The organism is Ralstonia sp. RL (assembly GCF_001683835.1).
In the GTDB taxonomy this organism is placed as follows: Bacteria; Pseudomonadota; Gammaproteobacteria; order Burkholderiales; family Burkholderiaceae; genus Ralstonia; species Ralstonia mannitolilytica.
In genome coordinates, this window is record NZ_LWRX01000132.1 from 22,447 (window position 1) to 35,980 (window position 13,534).

16 protein-coding genes are annotated in these 13,534 nt (G+C 66.2%); 13 read left to right on the forward strand and 3 right to left on the reverse strand.

What is annotated here, in order from left to right; genetic code table 11:
• Positions 1–22 precede the first annotated feature (22 nt).
• The 8 genes from A6M56_RS12655 (at position 23) to A6M56_RS12690 (ending at position 7,560) form a co-directional block, all read left to right on the forward strand.
• Complete coding sequence (locus tag A6M56_RS12655; protein WP_045786848.1) at positions 23–1,132, forward strand: muconate/chloromuconate family cycloisomerase; 1,110 nt, start codon at positions 23–25, stop codon at positions 1,130–1,132.
• A gap of 38 nt (positions 1,133–1,170) precedes the next feature.
• On the forward strand, positions 1,171–1,461 hold the full coding sequence (gene catC / locus A6M56_RS12660; RefSeq protein ID WP_045786847.1) for a muconolactone Delta-isomerase: 291 nt from the start codon (positions 1,171–1,173) through the stop codon (positions 1,459–1,461).
• A gap of 35 nt (positions 1,462–1,496) precedes the next feature.
• Entirely contained in the window at positions 1,497–2,432 is a 936-nt protein-coding gene (gene catA, locus A6M56_RS12665) for a catechol 1,2-dioxygenase (RefSeq protein ID WP_102079806.1), read from the forward strand.
• A 21-nt stretch (positions 2,433–2,453) separates the two neighbouring features.
• Complete coding sequence (locus tag A6M56_RS12670; RefSeq protein ID WP_102079805.1) at positions 2,454–3,812, forward strand: Rieske 2Fe-2S domain-containing protein; 1,359 nt, start codon at positions 2,454–2,456, stop codon at positions 3,810–3,812.
• Positions 3,809–4,297: a benzoate 1,2-dioxygenase small subunit gene (gene benB, locus A6M56_RS12675; RefSeq protein ID WP_045786844.1), complete on the forward strand. Its 489-nt coding sequence runs from the start codon at positions 3,809–3,811 to the stop codon at positions 4,295–4,297. The genes A6M56_RS12670 and benB overlap by 4 nt, the downstream gene beginning before the upstream one ends.
• A gap of 38 nt (positions 4,298–4,335) precedes the next feature.
• On the forward strand, positions 4,336–5,376 hold the full coding sequence (benC, locus tag A6M56_RS12680) for a benzoate 1,2-dioxygenase electron transfer component BenC (RefSeq protein WP_102079804.1): 1,041 nt from the start codon (positions 4,336–4,338) through the stop codon (positions 5,374–5,376).
• Positions 5,373–6,155, forward strand: a complete 783-nt coding sequence (locus tag A6M56_RS12685) for a 1,6-dihydroxycyclohexa-2,4-diene-1-carboxylate dehydrogenase (RefSeq protein ID WP_102079803.1) — start codon at positions 5,373–5,375, stop codon at positions 6,153–6,155. Before benC ends, A6M56_RS12685 begins: the two co-directional genes overlap by 4 nt.
• Before the next feature lie 88 nt (positions 6,156–6,243).
• Positions 6,244–7,560, forward strand: a complete 1,317-nt coding sequence (locus tag A6M56_RS12690) for an MFS transporter (RefSeq protein WP_102079802.1) — start codon at positions 6,244–6,246, stop codon at positions 7,558–7,560.
• A gap of 87 nt (positions 7,561–7,647) precedes the next feature.
• Here the strand turns inward: A6M56_RS12690 and A6M56_RS12695 are convergent, their stop codons facing one another.
• Complete coding sequence (locus A6M56_RS12695) at positions 7,648–7,815, reverse strand: hypothetical protein (RefSeq protein WP_164491034.1); 168 nt, start codon at positions 7,813–7,815, stop codon at positions 7,648–7,650.
• Between the two features lie 376 nt (positions 7,816–8,191).
• On the opposite strand from A6M56_RS12695, the gene bioA reads away from it, so the two are divergent.
• The 5 genes from bioA (at position 8,192) to A6M56_RS12720 (ending at position 12,785) form a co-directional block, all read left to right on the forward strand.
• Positions 8,192–9,607: an adenosylmethionine--8-amino-7-oxononanoate transaminase gene (gene bioA / locus A6M56_RS12700; protein WP_045786840.1), complete on the forward strand. Its 1,416-nt coding sequence runs from the start codon at positions 8,192–8,194 to the stop codon at positions 9,605–9,607.
• Complete coding sequence (gene bioF, locus A6M56_RS12705; RefSeq protein ID WP_045786839.1) at positions 9,594–10,841, forward strand: 8-amino-7-oxononanoate synthase; 1,248 nt, start codon at positions 9,594–9,596, stop codon at positions 10,839–10,841. The genes bioA and bioF overlap by 14 nt, the downstream gene beginning before the upstream one ends.
• Position 10,842: 1 nt before the next feature.
• Positions 10,843–11,532, forward strand: coding sequence for a dethiobiotin synthase (gene bioD, locus A6M56_RS12710; protein WP_045786838.1), 690 nt, complete (start codon positions 10,843–10,845; stop codon positions 11,530–11,532).
• Positions 11,533–11,591: 59 nt separating this feature from the next.
• Positions 11,592–12,110, forward strand: coding sequence for a hypothetical protein (locus A6M56_RS12715; RefSeq protein ID WP_286758152.1), 519 nt, complete (start codon positions 11,592–11,594; stop codon positions 12,108–12,110).
• A gap of 150 nt (positions 12,111–12,260) precedes the next feature.
• Positions 12,261–12,785: a hypothetical protein gene (locus A6M56_RS12720; RefSeq protein WP_102079800.1), complete on the forward strand. Its 525-nt coding sequence runs from the start codon at positions 12,261–12,263 to the stop codon at positions 12,783–12,785.
• A gap of 16 nt (positions 12,786–12,801) precedes the next feature.
• Here A6M56_RS12720 and A6M56_RS12725 read toward each other — a convergent pair whose 3' ends face one another.
• Positions 12,802–13,011, reverse strand: coding sequence for a DUF1653 domain-containing protein (locus A6M56_RS12725; RefSeq protein ID WP_045786835.1), 210 nt, complete (start codon positions 13,009–13,011; stop codon positions 12,802–12,804).
• A gap of 7 nt (positions 13,012–13,018) precedes the next feature.
• The gene (locus tag A6M56_RS12730; protein ID WP_045786834.1) at positions 13,019–13,366 is read right to left on the reverse strand and encodes a hypothetical protein; all 348 of its coding nucleotides are present in this window, start codon (positions 13,364–13,366) and stop codon (positions 13,019–13,021) included.
• Positions 13,367–13,534: the final 168 nt, after the last annotated feature.

Here is a 13,534-nt window from a genome sequence, read left to right on the forward strand (position 1 = left end):
TCCATTCTGATACCTGGAAAACATGATTCGCTCGATCGAGGCCATTCTAGTGGATGTGCCCACCATCCGTCCGCACAAGCTGTCTGTCGCCACCATGCACACGCAGACGCTCGTCCTCGTGCACGTGTGCTGCGAAGACGGCATCGAAGGCTGGGGCGAGGCCACCACCATCGGCGGCCTGAACTACGGCGAAGAGAGCCCCGAGAGCATCAAGGTCAACATCGACACGCACATCGCGCCGCTGCTGATCGGCATGGACGCGCGCAACGTGGCGGCTGCCATGGCACGCGTGCGCAAGACCATCCAGGGCAACCGCTTTGCCAAGTGCGCGCTGGAGACGGCGCTGCTCGATGCGCAGGCGCGCCGGCTGGGCGTGCCGCTGTCCGAGCTGCTCGGCGGCCGCCTGCGTGATGCACTGCCGGTTGCCTGGACGCTCGCCAGCGGCGACACCGCAAAAGACATTGCCGAGGCAGAAGCGATGCTGGCCGAGCGCCGTCACCGCATCTTCAAGCTGAAGATCGGCCTGCGCCCCGTGGCCGAAGACGTGGCGCACGTGCTCGCCATCAAGCGCGCGCTGGGCGATGCCGTGAGCGTGCGGGTGGACGTCAACCAGGCCTGGAGCGAGCTGGACGCCGCCAATGGCATCGCCGCGCTGCAGGCCGGCGGCATCGACCTGATCGAGCAACCGGTGCGCGCAGAAAACCGCGCCGCGCTGGAGCGCCTGGCGCGCCAGTTCGCCGTGCCGATGATGGCCGACGAGGCGCTGCACGGTCCACTTGATGCGTTTGAACTTGCGTGCTCGGCCGGCGCCGATGTCTTCGCCGTGAAGATCGCGCAATCGGGCGGCCTGGTTCCCGCCATGCAGGTCGCGGCGATCGCGCAGCTTGCGGGCATCAGCCTGTACGGCGGAACGATGCTGGAGGGCGCGGTCGGCACTGCCGCCTCCGCGCACGTCTTTTCGACCTTCAGCGATCTGCAGTTCGGCACGGAGCTGTTCGGGCCCTTGCTGCTCACACAGGAACTGCTGACCGAGCCGTTGCGGTACCGCGATTTCACGCTGCAGGTGCCCACCGGCCCCGGCCTCGGCATCGAGATCGACCGCGACAAGCTTGCACGCCTGCGCCGCCAATAACGACAACCAGACCCAGACAACCCACCAAGGAGACCACGATGCTCTTCCACGTCCGCATGGATGTCCGCCTGCCTGCCGACATGCCGGCCGATGTCGCCGACGAGATCAAGGCCCGCGAGAAGGCCTATTCGCAGGATCTGCAGCGCAGCGGCAAGTGGCGCCACATCTGGCGCCTGGTCGGCGAGTACGCGAACGTCAGCATCTTCGACGTGCAGAGCAATGCCGAGCTGCACGAGATCCTGACGGCGCTGCCGCTATTTCCGTACATGCAGATCGCCGTGACGCCGCTGTGCCGTCACCCGTCCTCGGTTCACAGCGACGACGCCTGAGACATTCCCCCAGAAAACCCGAGGAGACATCCATCATGAACGTGCGCGTATTCCAGACACAAGAAGTACAGGAGCTGCTGAAGGCCGCTGCCAACCTGGAAGGCAAGGACGGCAATGTCCGCTTGAAGCAGATCACTCACCGCCTGCTTGCCGACCTGTTCAAGGCCATCGACGATCTCGACATCACGCCGGACGAGGTCTGGGCTGGCATCAATTACCTGAACAAACTCGGGCAGGACGGCGAGGCTGCGCTGCTGGCGGCGGGGCTGGGCCTCGAGAAGTACCTCGACATCCGCATGGATGCCGCAGACTCGGCGCTCGGCATCCACGGCGGGACGCCACGCACCATCGAAGGCCCGCTGTACGTGGCGGGCGCCCCGGTGCGCGACGGCGTGTCGCGCATCGACATCGATCCGGACCCGGCGGCCGGACCGCTGGTCATCCACGGCACGGTGATGGGCACCGATGGCGAGCCGGTGGCGGGCGCCGTGGTCGAGTGCTGGCATGCGAACTCGAACGGGTTCTACTCGCACTTCGATCCGACCGGCGGGCAGAGCGCGTTCAACCTCCGCGGCGCCGTGCGCACGGGCGCGGATGGCCGATACGAATTCCGCACCCTCATGCCAGTCGGGTACGGGTGCCCGCCGCACGGCGCGACGCAGCAGTTGCTCAACGGGCTGGCCCGCCATGGCAATCGTCCGGCGCACGTGCACTTCTTCGTGAGCAGCGAGGGGCATCGCAAGCTGACGACGCAATTCAACATCGAAGGCGATCCGCTCATCTGGGATGACTTCGCCTACGCCACCCGCGAAGAGCTGATTCCGCCCGTCGCGGAAAAGACCGGCGGTGCCGCCCTGGGCCTCAAGGCCGATGCGTACAAGGACATCGAGTTCAACTTTGTCCTCACGCCGCTGGTGCAGGGCAAGGACAACCAGCGCGTGAACCGCCTGCGCGCTTCGGCCCAGGCATGAGGTTGCAACGTGGAGACGACCATGTCCGCCCTGATCGACAAAGCCGGCGAACTCGAACAACTGCTCTCAACGGCGGTGGTGGATGACGAAGAGGCCGGCATCTTCCGCTGCCGCCGCGACATCTTCACCCACCCCGACCTGTTCGCGCTGGAGATGAAGCACATCTTCGAGAACAACTGGGTGTATCTCGCACACGAAAGCCAGATTCCGAACAACAACGATTACTACACGACCTGGATCGGGCGTCAGCCCATCGTCATCACCCGGGACAAGACTGGCGAGCTGCATGCCGTCATCAACGCCTGCGCGCACAAGGGCGCCATGCTGTGCCGCCGCAAGCACGGCAACAAGGGCAGCTTCACGTGTCCGTTCCACGGCTGGACGTTCTCCAACACCGGCAAGCTGCTCAAGGTGAAGGACGAAAAGACGACCCAGTACCCGGTGCAGTTCAACACGCACGGCTCGCACGACCTGAAGAAGGTGGCGCGCCTGCAGAACTATCGCGGCTTCCTGTTCGGCAGCCTCAATGCGGACGTGCAGCCGCTCGAGTCGTACCTCGGTGAAGCGCGCGTGATCATCGACCAGATCGTCGACCAGGCGCCGGACGGGCTCGAAGTCCTGCGCGGCAGCTCGTCCTATATCTACGAAGGCAACTGGAAGATGCAGATGGAGAATGGCTGCGACGGCTACCACGTCAGCACCGTGCACTGGAACTACGCCGCAACGATGGGGCGGCGCAAGGAGGGCGGCACGCAGGCGGTGGACGCGAACAGCTGGAGCAGATCGGTGGCGGGCGTTTATGGCTTCGAGCACGGCCATATCCTGCTGTGGACGAAGACGATGAACCCGCAGGTGCGGCCCGTCTATGCGCACCGTGACGAAATCGCGGCTCGCGTGGGCGACACCCAGGCCGACTTCATCGTCAACCAGACCCGCAACCTGTGCCTGTATCCGAACGTGTTCCTGATGGATCAGTTCAGCACGCAGATCCGCGTGGTGCGCCCCATCAGCGTCGACCGGACGGAGGTGTCGATCTTCTGCTTTGCGCCAAAAGGCGAGAGCGCGGCCGACCGCGCGACGCGCATCCGCCAGTACGAGGATTTCTTCAACGTCACCGGCATGGGCACGGCGGACGACCTGGAAGAGTTCCGCGCGTGCCAGAACGGTTATGCCGGCACCACGGCCCTGTGGAACGACCTGTCGCGCGGCGCGCCGCTGTGGGTGCGCGGCCCCGACGAGAACGCCGCCAGGATGGGCCTGAACCCCCTCATCTCGGGCGAGCGCAGTGAAGACGAAGGCCTGTTCGTGTGCCAGCACGCGTACTGGGTGCAGGTCATGCGCGAGGCCCTGAAGAAGGAATGCGCAGAGGTGCCGGCATGAGCTTCGATTACCAAACCATCTGCGCCGCCCTGTACCGCGAGGCGCGCCTGCTCGACGACCGCCAGTGGGATGCGTGGCTCGACTGCTACGCCGAAGATGTCACGTACTGGATGCCTGCCTGGGATGACGACGACCAGTTGACTGATGACCCGCAGAGCCAGATCTCGCTGATGTACTACGCGAACCGCTGCGGACTCGAAGACCGCGTCTTCCGCATCAAGACCGAGCGCAGCGGTGCGTCAACGCCGGAGCCGAGAACCAGCCACAGCATTGCCAACGTGGAAGTGCTGGCCGAGCGCGACAGTGAAGTCGACGTGCGCTACAACTTCCACACGCTCAGCCACCGCTACAAGACCACCGACCAGTTCTTCGGGACGATGTTCGTCACGTTGCGCCGCGCCGGCGACGGCTACCTGATTGCATCCAAGAAGATCGTCCTGAAGAACGACTACATCCGGCAGGTGCTCGACGTCTACCACGTCTGACCGTGTCCACGTACCCAAGCGAGGCAGTGGAGGCTTCCATGTCCAGTTTCAACGTTGCACTGAATTTCGAGGACGGCGTCACGCGGTTCATCGAATGCAAAGCCGGCGAGAAGGTGCTCGATGCCGCCTTCCGCGCCAAGATCAACCTGCCGATGGATTGCTCCGACGGCGTGTGCGGAACGTGCAAGTGCCGCGCCGAAAGCGGCAGCTACGACCTCGGCGACGACTACATCGACGACGCGCTGACCGAAGACGAGAAGGACGCCGGCCTCGTCCTCACGTGCCAGATGGTGCCGCACAGCGATTGCGTGATCGCCGTGCCGACCTCATCGACCACGTGCAAGACAGGGCAGAGCCGCTTCGTCGCCACGCTGTCGAAAATCGAGCTGCACAACGATGCTGCCGTCGTGCTCGAACTGGACGTCGACGCCACCGCGCCCGTGTTCCTGCCCGGCCAATACGTCAACATCGGCGTGCCGGGCAGCGGGCAGCACCGCTCGTATTCGTTCTCTTCGGCGCCCGGCGAATCCAGGGTGAGCTTCCTCATCAAGAGGATTCCGGGCGGGGTGATGAGCACCTGGCTCGAAGCCGCCCGGCCCGGCGACAGGCTCGAGCTGCACGGGCCGCTCGGCAGCTTCTACCTGCGCGACGTGCAGCGGCCGCTGCTGTTCCTTGCCGGCGGCACGGGGCTGGCGCCGTTCCTGTCGATGCTGGAGGTGCTGGCGCGCAGCCATTCGCAGCAGAAGGTGCACCTCGTGTATGGCGTGACGCGTGATCTCGACCTGGTGCAGGTCGAAGCGATCGAAGCCTACATGACGAGGTTGCCGAATTTCAGCTACGCCACCGTCGTCGCCGACGCTGCTTCGCGTCATCCGCGCAAGGGCTGGGTGACCCAGCACATTCCGGCCGACGCGCTCAACGATGGCGATGTGGACGTCTATCTGTGCGGTCCGCCGCCGATGGTCGATGCCGTGCGCCAGTACTTTGACGATGCAGGCGTGAAGCCCCACAGCTTCCACTACGAGAAGTTCACGCCCAACGGGACTGCCATCACCCACGCGACGGCAAAGGCGGCATGACCATGCAACGATTCTCAGGCAAAACCGTCATCGTAACGGGGGCGGCGCAGGGCATCGGCCGCGGCGTTGCCATGGCGGCAGCGGAAGAGGGTGCCCAGGTGCTGCTGGTGGACCGCGCGGTGCTGGTCGACGAAGTGCAGGCGGAGATTGCTGCCGCGGGCGGCCAAGCCCGAGCCGCCACGGCGGATCTCGAAACCTACGCCGGCGCGCTGCATGCCGTGCAGGCCGCGCTCGACGCATTCGGCCGCATCGACGTGCTGGTCAACAACGTCGGCGGCACGATCTGGGCCAAACCGTATCAGCACTATGAAGAAGCGCAGATCGAGGCGGAGATTCGCCGCTCGCTGTTTCCGACGCTGTGGTGCTGCCGGGCGGTGCTGCCACACATGGTGGAGCGCAGGCATGGCGTGATCGTCAACGTGTCGTCGATCGCGACGCGCGGCATCTATCGGATCCCGTATTCGGCGGCCAAGGGCGGGGTCAATGCGCTCACCGCCAGCCTGGCCTTTGAGCACGCCGCCGACAACATCCGCGTCAATGCCGTCGCCACGGGCGGCACGGAAGCGCCGCCGCGCCGGATCCCGCGCAACATGGCGCCCATGTCCGACCAGGAAGCCGCCTGGTACCAGGGCATCGTCGAGCAGACGCTCGCCAGCAGCCTGATGCACCGCTACGGCACGATCGACGAGCAGGTGCGGGCGATCCTGTTCCTGGCTTCGGACGAGGCTTCGTACATCACCGGGACGGTACTGCCGGTTGGAGGCGGAGACCTGGGCTGACACGCCGGCGCGCGCCATCGGTTGAAGAAACCCACCCAGCAAAAGAGAGAGGCGCCCACGCCTTCGCGGACCCCAGAGGAGACCATCCATGCGTCAGATCGACCTGCACGCCGTAGCAGACCACGCCCGCTTCGGCCGTTTTCACGCCACTACGCTGTTCTGGTGCGCGCTCATCATCATCTTTGACGGCTACGACCTGGCCATCGCCGGCATTGCATTGCCATCCATCATGAAGGAGATGGGCGTCACACCCACCAGCGCCGGCTTCATGGTCAGTGCGGCGCTGTTCGGGATGATGTTCGGTGCGATCGTGCTCGGCACGATTGCAGACCGCATCGGCCGCCGCTGGGCGATTGCCGTGTGCATCGTACTGTTCAGCGTCTTTACGGCAGCAGCGGGTTTTGCGACCGACCCCATTGCGTTCAGCGTGACGCGTTTTCTCGCAGGCCTCGGCATCGGCGGCGTGATGCCGAACGTCGTGGCGCAGATGACGGAGTACGCGCCGCGCCGGCTGCGCAGCACGCTCGTCACCCTGATGTTCAGCGGCTATTCGGTCGGCGGCATGCTGGCCGCATTGATCGGCAAAGGGCTGCTGGAGCGCTACGGGTGGCAATCGGTGTTCGTTGCCGCGGGCCTGCCTGTGCTGCTGGTCCCGGCGATTCTGCGGTGGCTCCCCGAGTCGATGCCCTTCCTGTTGCGCACGGGCAGGATCGATGCGGTGCGCGATATCGTGCGTCGGCTCAGCGGCAGCGCTGCACGACCGGAGGGCACCTTCGTCCTGCCAGAGGCGGACCGCGGTGACGACGCCCCGCTGGCCAAACTGTTCCAGGACGGGCGCGGGTTGAGCACGGCCATGTTCTGGATCGCCTTTTTCATGTGCCTGTTCATGGTGTACGCGCTCAGTTCATGGCTGACCAAGCTGATGGCATCGGCCGGCTACAGCCTCGGTTCCGCACTTACCTTTGTGCTGGTGCTGAACTTCGGGGCGATGCTCGGTGCGATTGGCGGCGGCTGGTTGGCAGATCGTTTCAACATCAAGTACGTGCTCATGGCGATGTACGCCCTTGCGGCAGTGTCGATCGCACTTCTGGGCATCAAGACGTCGACCGAGACGCTGTACCTGCTGGTGGCCGTGGCCGGCGGCTGCACCATCGGCACGCAGATCGTGACCTATGCGTACGCCGGCCAGTTCTACCCGATGAGCATCCGCTCCACGGGTATCGGGTGGGCGTCCGGGGTGGGACGCAGCGGGGCGATTCTTGCGCCGATCGTCATCGGCATGCTGGTGGGGATGGCGCTGCCTCTGCACCACAACTTCTTCGCCATGGCCGTGCCGGCCGTCATTGCGACGATTGCGGTGGCGTTCATCAACCATCGGCGATCCGCCTGCGCCGCCGCAAGCTGATGGGCGAGCCGGCGCGGCTGCGCAAAACAAAAACGGCGCCAAGGCGCCGTTTTGTCGTTGCGGTTCGCTGTGGCAGCGATCGCTGGCTCAGCCCAGGTACGAGCCGGATTTGCCTACCACCTCTGCGTACGGCAGGTTGTCGTCCCAGCCCTTGCGGAAATAGTTGAGGATGGCGCGCAGCAGCGACGTACGGGGAGCGGCCTGCACCTGGACCTGGCCGGCGAACTTCGGGGTGTAATAGGCTTGCTGAATCATGATGTCGTTCTCGATCTAGGGTTTTCCCGAGTATAGGGTTATCCCCAGGATGGAGCAACGGCGCATCCCGTACTGCCGGTACATTCTCAGTATCACGGGAGGCTGATACGCCCCTGGCGCCGGTCGCCTGCTTCCCAAAGCGGCTTTCTCTTCACAAAATTTGCGCAGAGCAAAAATTTTTTCGGCACAAGATCACCGCAGGACGGGGCATGTCCGTAGGAAAAGACGCGAACATCGCGCTTCGGAGGGGATTGTGCCGGCAAAAAGCAATGATCTGCTCGCTTGTCGTTTGATCGGCAAGCCACCTACCATACGCCGCCATGTGCCGGCTCGCCTTGCTGCATGCTGCGGGCCGGTTTGTTGACTGGAGGTTCGTATGGCGTATCCCCCCATCCCGGTGCCGGCTGACGGCGCGTGCGGTGCCCGATCGGCCAACAGTGCGTGGCAGGCGCGCAGCCGGGCGGCCGTGTGGCACCCGTGCACCCAGAATGCCCGGCTCGATGCCATGCCGCCGCTGCCGATCGCTCGCGGGCAGGGCCCGTGGCTGATCGACTTTGACGGCAAGCGCTACCTCGACGGCACCAGCTCCTGGTGGGTCAACCTGTTCGGCCACGCCAATCCGCATATCAACGCTGCGCTCAAGACGCAGCTGGACTCGCTGGAGCACGTGATGCTGGCCGGCGCCACGCACCGCCCGGCCGTGGAGCTTGCCGAACGTCTGATCGACCTGACGGCCGGTGTGCTGGGCCACAGCTTCTTCGGCTCCGATGGCGCATCGGCCGTCGAAATCGCGCTCAAGATGAGCTTCCACGCGCATCGCAACGCAGGGCAGGGCGCACGCAACCGCTTCGTCTGCCTGGAGCACGGCTACCACGGGGAAACGCTCGGCGCCCTTGGCGTGACCGATGTGGCGATCTTCCGCGATGCGTACGACCCGCTGATCCTGCAATCGCACCGCGTGGCATCGCCCGATGCCCGCCTGGCGGCCCCCGGCGAGACCGCCGCCGACGTCGCCGACCGGGCGCTGGCTGCCTTGCGCGCCTGCCTTGCCGCCAACGCCGGCACCATTGCCGCCGTCATCATCGAGCCGCTGGTCCAGTGTGCGGCCGGCATGGCCATGCATGATGTGAGCTACCTGCGCGGCGTGCGGGCGCTGTGCGACGAGTTTGGCGTGCACTGGATCGCCGATGAAATTGCCGTCGGCTGCGGGCGTACGGGCACATTCTTCGCATGCGAGCAGGCCGGCGTGTGGCCGGACCTGCTGTGCCTCTCCAAGGGCATCAGCGGCGGCTACCTGCCGCTGTCGATCGTGCTTTCGCGCGATGCCATCTACGAGGCCTTCAACGACGATGCGCCGGTGCGCAGCTTCCTGCATTCCCATTCGTACACCGGCAACCCGCTGGCGTGCCGCGCCGCGCTGGCCACACTCGATCTGTTTGCCGAGCACGACGTCTTGGCACGCAACCGCGTCACCGCCGCGCGCATTGCGCAGGGCCTCGCGCCGCTGTCGCACGATGCCCGCGTCGCACACCTGCGCCAGACCGGCATGATCACCGCCTTCGACGTGCACCCCGACGTGGCCGGCGCACGCTTTGCCGAGCGTTTTGCGCTCACGGCGCGCACGCATGGGCTGCTGCTGCGCCCGATCGGCCACACCGTCTATCTGCTGCCGCCCTACGTGCTGAGCGACGAAGAGACCGACACGCTGGTCGAACGCACGCTCCAGACGCTGGAAGACACCCTCGCCCAGACCACGGGCGAAACCGAAGGACACACCTATGCGATTGCTTGACGACCTGCAGGCCGGCCTGGATGCCATCGATGCCGCGCACCTGCGCCGTGTGCGCCGCACCGCCTACACCCCGACCGACCGCAGCCAGCGCATCAGCGTGCCCGGCGGAGAGCCACGCGACGTCCTGGGCTTCTGCGGCAACGACTACCTCGGCCTGGCCGCGCATCCCGCCCTCGCCGAGGCCGTGGTGCACGGCGCGCGGCAGTACGGCTTCGGCAGCGGCGCATCGCACCTGGTGAGCGGCCATTCGGTCGCGCACGCGCGGTTGGAGGCCCGTATGGCGGCGCTGCAGGCCGCTCATATTCCCGATGCGGATGCGCTGTTCTTCTGCACGGGATACATGGCCAACCTGGCCGTGGTGAGCGCCATGGCGCAGGCGGGCGGCATTCGCCCGGCCGAGGATTGCACGATCTTTTCAGATGCGCTGAACCACGCCTCGCTCATCGATGGCGCCCGGCTGTCGCGGGCGCCCGTGAAGGTGTATCCGCACGTCGACATGGCGGCACTGGAGGCGCTGCTTGCCGCCAGCACGAGCCGCAACAAGCTGATCGTCACCGATGGCGTGTTCAGCATGGATGGCGATATCGCGCCGCTGCCGGCGCTGCTCGCACTGGCCGAGCGCTACGACGCGTGGCTCATCGTGGACGACGCGCATGGCCTGGGCGTGCTGGGCGAAGACGGTGCCGGCGTGTTGTCGCACTTCGGGCTGCGCTCCGAGCGCATCGTCTACGTGGGCACCTTCGGCAAGGCCGCGGGCGGGTCCGGGGCGGCCATCGTCGCGCATCGGCTGGCGATCGACTGGCTGGTGCAGCGCGCCCGCACGTACATCTTCACCACGGCCACACCGCCGGGCATCGCGTGCGCGGTGGAGGCGGCGCTCGACCTGATCGCGAGCGAGGAGGGGGCGGCGCGGCGCGCGGTCCTGAACCGGCACATCGCCGCGTGGAGCGCGCATGCCCAGCGCCTGGCCGCGCGCTTTGGCTGGCGGTGGATGCCCTCGCAGACGGCCATACAGCCCATCGTGATCGGCGAGAACGCGCCGGCACTGGCCCTCGCGGCCGCGCTGGAGCGCGAAGGCATCCGCATCGCCGCCATCCGCCCGCCGACGGTGCCGGTGGGCACGGCGCGCCTGCGCATTACGCTCTCCGCCGCGCACACCGACGCCGATATCGAGCGCCTCGCCCTCGCGCTCGAAGCGGCCGGCCAATCGCTCCAACCCGCCGAGGCTGCCTGACATGCCCCCGCGTTTTGATTGCTTCATCACGGGCACCGATACGGAGATCGGCAAGACGCTCGTCAGCGCCGCCTTGCTGACCAAGCTCGCAGATGCCGGCTACCGTGCCGCCGGTCTCAAGCCCATTGCGGCCGGCACCCTGGCCGGCACCCCTGCGCGCACCAACGAAGACGTCGAACAACTGCGCGCCGCTGCGTCGATCAGCCTGCCGCTTGCCACGGTCTGCCCGTGGCTGCTCGATGCACCGATGTCTCCGCACCTGGCCGCCGCGCGCGAAGGCGTGACGATCACGCTGCCGCCCATTCTCGACGCGCTCGCGCAGGCAAAAGCGTGCGCCGACGCCGTGGTGGTGGAGGGCGTGGGCGGCTTTCGCGTGCCGCTGTCGGATGACTTCGACACCGCGCAGATGACCGTCGCGCTGGGCCTGCCTGTCGTGCTGGTGGTCGGCCTGCGGCTGGGGTGCCTGAACCATGCCGCGCTCACGGCGGAAGCCATCGCCGCGCGCGGGCTGCACCTCGTCGGCTGGGTCGGCAACGTGGTCGATCCGGCCATGGCCGGGCTGGACGAGAACGTCGCCACGCTGCGCCGCTGGATCAGCGCGCCGCACCTGGGCACGATTCCCCGATTGCCGTGTGCGCAAGCGCGCCTTGCGGCAACGTATCTCGACATCGCACCGCTGCTGACGCGTTGATGCTTCCCGGCCGGCGCTACACTGTTCCGATCTCAACAGCGTCGATGGAGAGGGCTGTCATGCGCGCGATGCGTTGGCTGGCGACGGCAATGGTGGTCGCGGCCATGTCGGGATGTGCGGTATTGGAATCCCCGGTGACGAAGGGGCAGCGGCTGGTGGGCGCAGACGAGTCCGCCGTACAGGCGCGGTTCGGCCCGCCGCGCGAGACGTACCCGCTGGACGGCGGCACGCGGTGGCTGTATCCGACCAAACCGTACGGCCAGTTCACCTATGCGGCCGACTTCGATCCCCATGGCAGGCTCGTCGCGTTCAAGCAGGTGCTGAGCAGTCTCGAGTTTGCGCAGGCAAGGGTGGGCACCTGGACGCAAGACGACGTGCTGCGGCACTTCGGCCAGCCGGTCGAGACGTCGTACTTCCCGCGCATGGACCGGCTGGTCTGGTCATACCGGGTCAAGGCCGACGACGTCTGGCCGTCCTTGATGCATTTCTACTTCGACCGGGCTGGCGTCCTGCAGCTCACCCAGGTCACGCCCGACCCGTTGTACGACCCAGACCGGCCGCGCTTCTTCCGGCACTGAGACGTCATGCCCAATCGGCTTGTGCGCTCAGGGTTCCTCCTGCATTGCCACCTTCGCGCGGCGACCTAAGCTAGAAGCAGGGGAGGCAGACGCCGCCCGGCGCCTGCCGGAGCAACCCGTCATCAGAACGGGCGCGCACGGGGGTGCATCATGCTCACGCATCACTGGGTCGACATCGACCCGATTGCGGCGGAACATCATCGGCTATACGGCATCGCCGGATGGTTGCCTTGGGTCTTGGCCATGGCCATTGCCGGGCCGACGTGGGTGTTCTGGCACGGCCTGTCCATCGACGCAGTGAAGCTCGCCGGCGCCGACCTCTTCAACGCCACCACGCCGGGCAGCGGGGCGATCAACCTGACTACGCTGGTGTACCTGATCTCGTGCGCGACAGTGCTGGTGCTGGCCACCACGCACGACAGCGCGTTCCGGCGTGCCACGCTGGTTCACATGGCGGTGCTGCCGCCGATGATCGGCTTCATCCTCATGGCCGGCGACCTGCCCGGCGCACGCTCGACTTTCATCGAGGGCGTGGCCGTTGCCGCTGCGCTGCTGTTGACGTGCGGCGTCTATCTGCAGGTGTCGCGCCGTGTGCGCGTCACCTTCGAGTTGCGCGACTGGGCGCCCGGTGAGCATGCGTGGTTCAAGCGCCGCCACGGCGCCGCACCGAGCTGAGCGCTGTCAGGATCGTTCAGTCGATCCGCGCAAAGCGTGGAACCTGGCGGCCGTCGACTTCGACCATCTCGTGGAACATCGTCGATGGGCGCGTCCAGATCGTGCCGTTGGCCGCGCGGTAGACCGTCATCTTGATGGTCGGATCGGGTTCGTACGTGGCTTCGCACAGCCACTCGTATTCGCCGCCCTTGTAGTGGCGGTAGCGGCGGGCAGGGGTGTTCTGCATGGCTGGCTCAGTGCTGCGTGGGCTTGTCTTCGTCGTCGACGTACGGCGTGTGCTTGCCTTCCTGTGTCTGTGCGCCGAGCTTCGCGTCCTCCATGGCGTCCTGATACGCCAGCATGGCCGCGGCCACGGCCTCGGGCTCGCCGTTGAACGAAATCACGCTCTCGCCGCAATTCGGGCATTCGCCGCCAAAGATCGCGCGGATGCCGGGCATGTCGCGCGGCTCCATGCCTTCGAACTCCGTAAAGGCGGTCTGGCATGCGCCGCAGACCAGCTTTTCCGGTCGCAGGGCATCGAGCCGGGCGTGCGCCTGGGAAATGCGGTCGGCCTGCGAGCCGCGTCGTTTGGCTTCGCCCATGGTGTGCTTCCTCTTCAGATGATTGGAGGGTGGATCATACCGAAGGCGCAGGCCGGCGTTCCTGAATCGGGCCGGGGGTGTTCGGGGCTGGTGGATGTCTTATTTAACATAATGCAAAGTGTTCAGGGCCGGCGAATGGCTCAACGGCGCGGCTTCGGCGGGTGAGGG